The organism is Thermodesulfobacteriota bacterium (assembly GCA_025062045.1).
In the GTDB taxonomy this organism is placed as follows: Bacteria; Desulfobacterota; Syntrophorhabdia; order Syntrophorhabdales; family JANXAF01; genus JANXAF01.
On sequence record JANXAF010000010.1, the window covers coordinates 23204 to 28203 of the forward strand.

The window sequence follows — 5000 nt, forward strand, 5'->3', positions numbered from 1 at the left end:
GAAGGTGGGTGTTCCGAACATGTTCGTTATCCGGTACCGATCTATCGATGCTAAAACCTCTTCTATGTCCATCCTGGGAAGTAATACTATAGAGTCACCAAAAAGAAGTCCAGCTAGTCCTTGAGCTTGACCCAGGATGTGATAAAGGGGTGATCCCTGGAGGATGACCGCCTTTCCCTTAGGTACGACCTTTGCAACCGTATTTCTCTCCTCAGTTGTGCTCCACAGATAAACGTCGTGGGTAAACGGTACGCCTTTAGGTAAACCGGTAGTTCCGCTGGTATATAGAATTTCTGCCAAGTCTTCTGAACTCGTCTTAGGTTCGCAAGTTCCTTCACCTTCTGCTATCAATTTATGGAAGAGCAACGTGTCACGGGGATAGGGAACGTTCTTCGATTTTTCCAAAGCTTCGTAGATAAGCTCCTTCCAAGTGGGGAGGAGTTCGGACGTATTGGTATATATTGCATGTTTGAAAAGACCTGTGGCCAACAATGGCTCAACATTCTGGTAATTAGTTTCACAACAAATGATTACGTTTGCGCCACTGTCTTTCGCTATGTACTCTATGTCCTGCGATCCATAAAAATGGGTTATCGGAACGGGACAAACGCCAGCTCCTTGCAAGCCAAACCAACTTATGACCCACTGGGGACAATGTGGCAAATATATGATCGCTCTTTGTCCTTTTTCTACTCCTTTTTTCTGAAGGCTATTTGCAAAACGCAAAGAAAGATCGAGTAGTTCAGCATATGAAAGTTCAATGCCCTGATAGATTACGGCTGTCTTATGAGCGTTTTTTCTAGCGGTGTCATAAAAGACCTGCCATACCGTTCCGGACATCGCTCCCTCCAGAATTTTTGGCTAAATTACCATACATTCGGTTGAAAAGTAAAGGAAATTTAGCTCTTTGGAGAACTGTTGGTTACTGGTCGGGACCCTATTAATTCAATTTTCAAAGGTTTTCAGGCCTTATTATGGATTCCACAACCCATCCCTTGTCCGTCTTCAAAAGGCCTATGACTGCCCCAAACGAAAACCGAACAACCTCCCTGTCCTTGGATCCTAAAATCAATAGAGAGGATAAAGAGCCAAGATTTGGCATATGTCCGACAATCATCAGGGGATCTTTTGCACCATTTATGATTTCTGCGATTTCTGTTGGATCATCGAGTGGGTTTAATCCTTTTACCTCTTTTATACCTAAAGCCGGCTTTACGAACTGAGAAAGGATTTCTGCAGTCTCTCGGGCCCTAAGTTTTCCTGAATGTAAAATTTGGGAAACTTGAATACCACTGGTTAATAGATATTCTCCAACGCGCGTTACGTCTTTTTTTCCTTTATCTGTTAAGGAACGATTTGGATCTTCTGATTCCGGTTTGGCTTCGCCGTGCTGGCAAAGGTAGACAATCATCGTACCTAAGAAATCTCAGAGCGGGCAACGGGAATCGAACCCGCGACATCAAGCTTGGGAAGCTTGCGCTCTACCTATTGAGCTATGCCCGCATCTTTAATAATATTGTTACTACACGAAAACGACAAATGTCAATTACGGAGGGTCCGTATGGCTTTAAACTCAAAAGTAAAAGCAGTGATTCTTGTAGATCTACAAGCAGATTTTACGGAGTTTTATAAGGGAGCCCTCCCTGTGCCTGGGACAGACTTAGAGTATTTGAGAAAAGTTGAGGAGGCAGTCCGTTCACTTAAAAACGAAGGACTTCTTATCGTAGCCAGTCAGGACTGGCACCCACCTGATCATATCTCTTTTTTTACCAATCACCTAGGAAAACGTCCTTACGAAGAGATAGTTATTGGTGACAGAAAACAGATTCTTTGGCCTCCCCACTGTGTCCAGGATACAAAGGGTGCAGAGATAGTCGTCGACACCCGGCTCATAGATTGGGTGGTGAAAAAGGGGCAGAATCCCCTATATGATAGCTACTCGGCCTTTTGCGACGATGGCGGTTTCGAGACTGGTCTCGAACTTTTTCTCAAAGAGAGAGGAATAGGCGAACTCATCATTTTTGGACTAGCAACAGACTATTGCGTTTTGGCAACTGTAACTGACGCAAAGGCTAGAGGCTACGAAGTATGCTTCTTAGACGAACTGTCGAAGGGTGTAGATCCTGTAACTGCGAAAGAAGCAATCGACAAAATGGAAAGGATGGGCGTCCGGGTCTATAGAAGTTTAGCAGATCTAAAATAAAAGAACCCGGCAACGACCTACTTTTCCACAGGGTCTCCCCTGCAGTATCATCGGCGCTGGAGGGCTTAACTTCCGTGTTCGGGATGGGAACGGGTGTTTCCCCTCCGCTATGGTTGCCGGGTTCAAACTCTTATTGACAACCATATATGTTAGTCTAGACGTATGGCCAAGCGCTCGACCTATTAGTACCGGTAGGCTCAACGCCTCACAGCGCTTACACCACCGGCCTATCGACCAGATAGTCTCTCTGGGGTCTTAGTCCGGTATCGCTACCGGACGGGATAACTAATCTTGAGGTGGGCTTCCCACTTAGATGCTTTCAGTGGTTATCCCTTCCGGACTTAGCTACCCAGCTGTGCCACTGGCGTGACAACTGGTACACCAGAGGTCCGTCCATCCCGGTCCTCTCGTACTAGGGACAGCTCCTCTCAGTTATCCTGCGCCCACGGCAGATAGGGACCGAACTGTCTCACGACGTTCTAAACCCAGCTCACGTACCCCTTTAATTGGCGAACAGCCAAACCCTTGGGACCTACTTCAGCCCCAGGATGGGATGAGCCGACATCGAGGTGCCAAACCTCCCCGTCGATGTGAACTCTTGGGGGAGATCAGCCTGTTATCCCCGGAGTACCTTTTATCCGTTGAGCGATGGCCCTTCCATTCGGGACCACCGGATCACTAAGGCCCGCTTTCGCGTCTGCTCGACTTGTAGGTCTCACAGTCAGGCCGGCTTATGCCTTTGCACTCTACGGCTGGTTTCCAATCAGCCTGAGCCGACCTTTGCGCGCCTCCGTTACCTTTTTGGAGGCGACCGCCCCAGTCAAACTACCCGCCAGACAGTGTCCTCGACCCGGATAACGGGTCCGAGTTAGAACCCCAAGACAGTAAGGGTGGTATTTCAAGGACGGCTCCATGCCAGCTGGCGCCAGCACTTCCCAGCCTCCCACCTATCCTACACATACTATCCCGGAGTTCACTGTCAAGCTGTAGTAAAGGTTCACGGGGTCTTTCCGTCTTGCCGCGGGTCGAGGGTATCTTCACCCCCATTCCAATTTCGCTGAGTCCCTGGTTGAGACAGCGGGGCAGTCGTTACGCCATTCATGCAGGTCGGAACTTACCCGACAAGGAACTTCGCTACCTTAGGACCGTTATAGTTACGGCCGCCGTTTACTGGGGCTTCGGTTCAACGCTTCTCCTGAGGGTAACTCAGGATAACGTCTCCCCTTAACCTTCCAGCACCGGGCAGGCGTCAGACCCTATACATCCTCTTACGAGTTTGCAGAGTCCTGTGTTTTTAGTAAACAGTCGCCACCCCCGCTTCGCTGCGACTCCGGAAAGCTCAGGGAGCCAGTCCCATCACCTCCCGGAGCACACCTTATCCCGAAGTTACGGTGCCAGTTTGCTGAGTTCCTTAACCAGGGTTATCTCAAGCGCCTTAGGATTCTCTCCTCGCCCACCTGTGTCGGTTTGCGGTACGGTCACCAGGTAAACTCCCTACGAGGCTTTTCTTGGAAGCGTGGGATCTGCCAGTTCCCCCGAAAACCGGGGTCCCCATCACCTCTCGAGGTTTGCGACCTCACGGATTTGCCTATGAGGTCCCTCTACCGGCTTAGACCAGGTATTCCGTCACCTGGATGGCATACCCTTCTCCGTCCCCCCTTCGGTATAACGTTTACCTGGTGGTACAGGAATATTAACCTGTTTCCCATCAGCTACGCCTTTCGGCCTCGCCTTAGGGGCCGACTAACCCTGAGAGGATTACCCTTGCTCAGGAAACCTTGGGCTTACGGCGACAGGGTTTTCCACCCTGTTTATCGCTACTCATGTCAGCATACTCTCTTCTGCCTCCTCCAGTGTCCCTCACGGGTACACCTTCACAGGTTAGCAGAATGCTCCCCTACCATCCACCGCACAACATTCTGCGATGGATCCACAGCTTCGGTAATGTGCTTAAGCCCCGTTACATTTTCGGCGCAGATTCGCTAGACCAGTGAGCTGTTACGCTTTCTTTAAAGGATGGCTGCTTCTAAGCCAACCTCCTGGCTGTCTTAGCGAATCCACATCCTTCTCCACTTAGCACATTTTTGGGACCTTAGCTGGTGGTCTGGGCTCTTCCCCTCTCGACCATGGACCTTATCGCCCACGGTCTGACTCCCCCACTTTAGGTTATGGCATTCGGAGTTTGGTTGGGTTTGGTACTCTTGTAGGAGCCCTAGCCCATCCAGTGCTCTACCTCCATAACCGACTGTGGGAGGCTATACCTCAATATATTTCGGGGAGAACCAGCTATCTCCAGGTTTGTTTAGCCTTTCACTCCTATCCACAGCTCATCCCCTGAGTTTTCAACCTCAGTGGGTTCGGGCCTCCGTCCCGGGTTAACGGAACTTCACCCTGGCCATGGATAGATCACCTGGTTTCGGGTCTACTCCGTGCAACTTAGCGCCCTATTCGGACTCGCTTTCGCTACGGCTCCACCTCAATCGGCTTAACCTCGCTGCACAGAGTAACTCACTGACCCATTATGCAAAAGGTACGCGGTCACCCGTGTTTCCACGGGCTACCACTGTATGTAGGCACACGGTTTCAGGCTCTATTTCACTCCCCTCCCGGGGTTCTTTTCACCTTTCCCTCACGGTACTTGTGCGCTATCGGTCGCCAGGTAGTATTTAGCCTTAGGAGATGGTCCTCCTAGCTTCCCACAGGATTCCCCGTGTCCCGTGGTACTCAGGACTTTATCCAGGAAGGGTATTTCCTTTCGGATACGGGGCTATCACCCTCTATGGCCAACCTTTCCAGA

The 5000-nt window shown here is 50.1% G+C and carries 3 protein-coding genes, 1 tRNA gene and 2 rRNA genes (1 of these 6 cut by a window edge); 1 reads left to right on the plus strand and 5 read right to left on the minus strand.

Annotation, left to right across the window (positions count from 1 at the left end):
• The 3 genes from NZ583_07440 to NZ583_07450 all read right to left on the minus strand — a co-directional run.
• Positions 1-840: long-chain fatty acid--CoA ligase (locus NZ583_07440; protein MCS7281442.1), on the minus strand; the 840-nt coding region annotated here is incomplete at its 3' end.
• A gap of 112 nt (positions 841-952) precedes the next feature.
• On the minus strand, positions 953-1411 hold the full coding sequence (sixA, locus tag NZ583_07445; GenBank protein ID MCS7281443.1) for a phosphohistidine phosphatase SixA: 459 nt from the start codon (positions 1409-1411) through the stop codon (positions 953-955).
• Positions 1412-1430: 19 nt separating this feature from the next.
• Positions 1431-1503: transfer RNA gene (locus NZ583_07450), tRNA-Gly, on the minus strand.
• Between the two features lie 58 nt (positions 1504-1561).
• Here NZ583_07450 and NZ583_07455 point away from each other — a divergent pair.
• The gene (locus NZ583_07455; GenBank protein MCS7281444.1) at positions 1562-2203 is read left to right on the plus strand and encodes an isochorismatase family protein; all 642 of its coding nucleotides are present in this window, start codon (positions 1562-1564) and stop codon (positions 2201-2203) included.
• 4 nt (positions 2204-2207) lie between these two features.
• Here NZ583_07455 and rrf read toward each other — a convergent pair.
• Positions 2208-2324, minus strand: a 5S ribosomal RNA gene (rrf, locus tag NZ583_07460).
• Positions 2325-2365: 41 nt separating this feature from the next.
• Positions 2366-5000: ribosomal RNA gene (locus NZ583_07465) — 23S ribosomal RNA — on the minus strand (it continues 386 nt past the right edge of the window).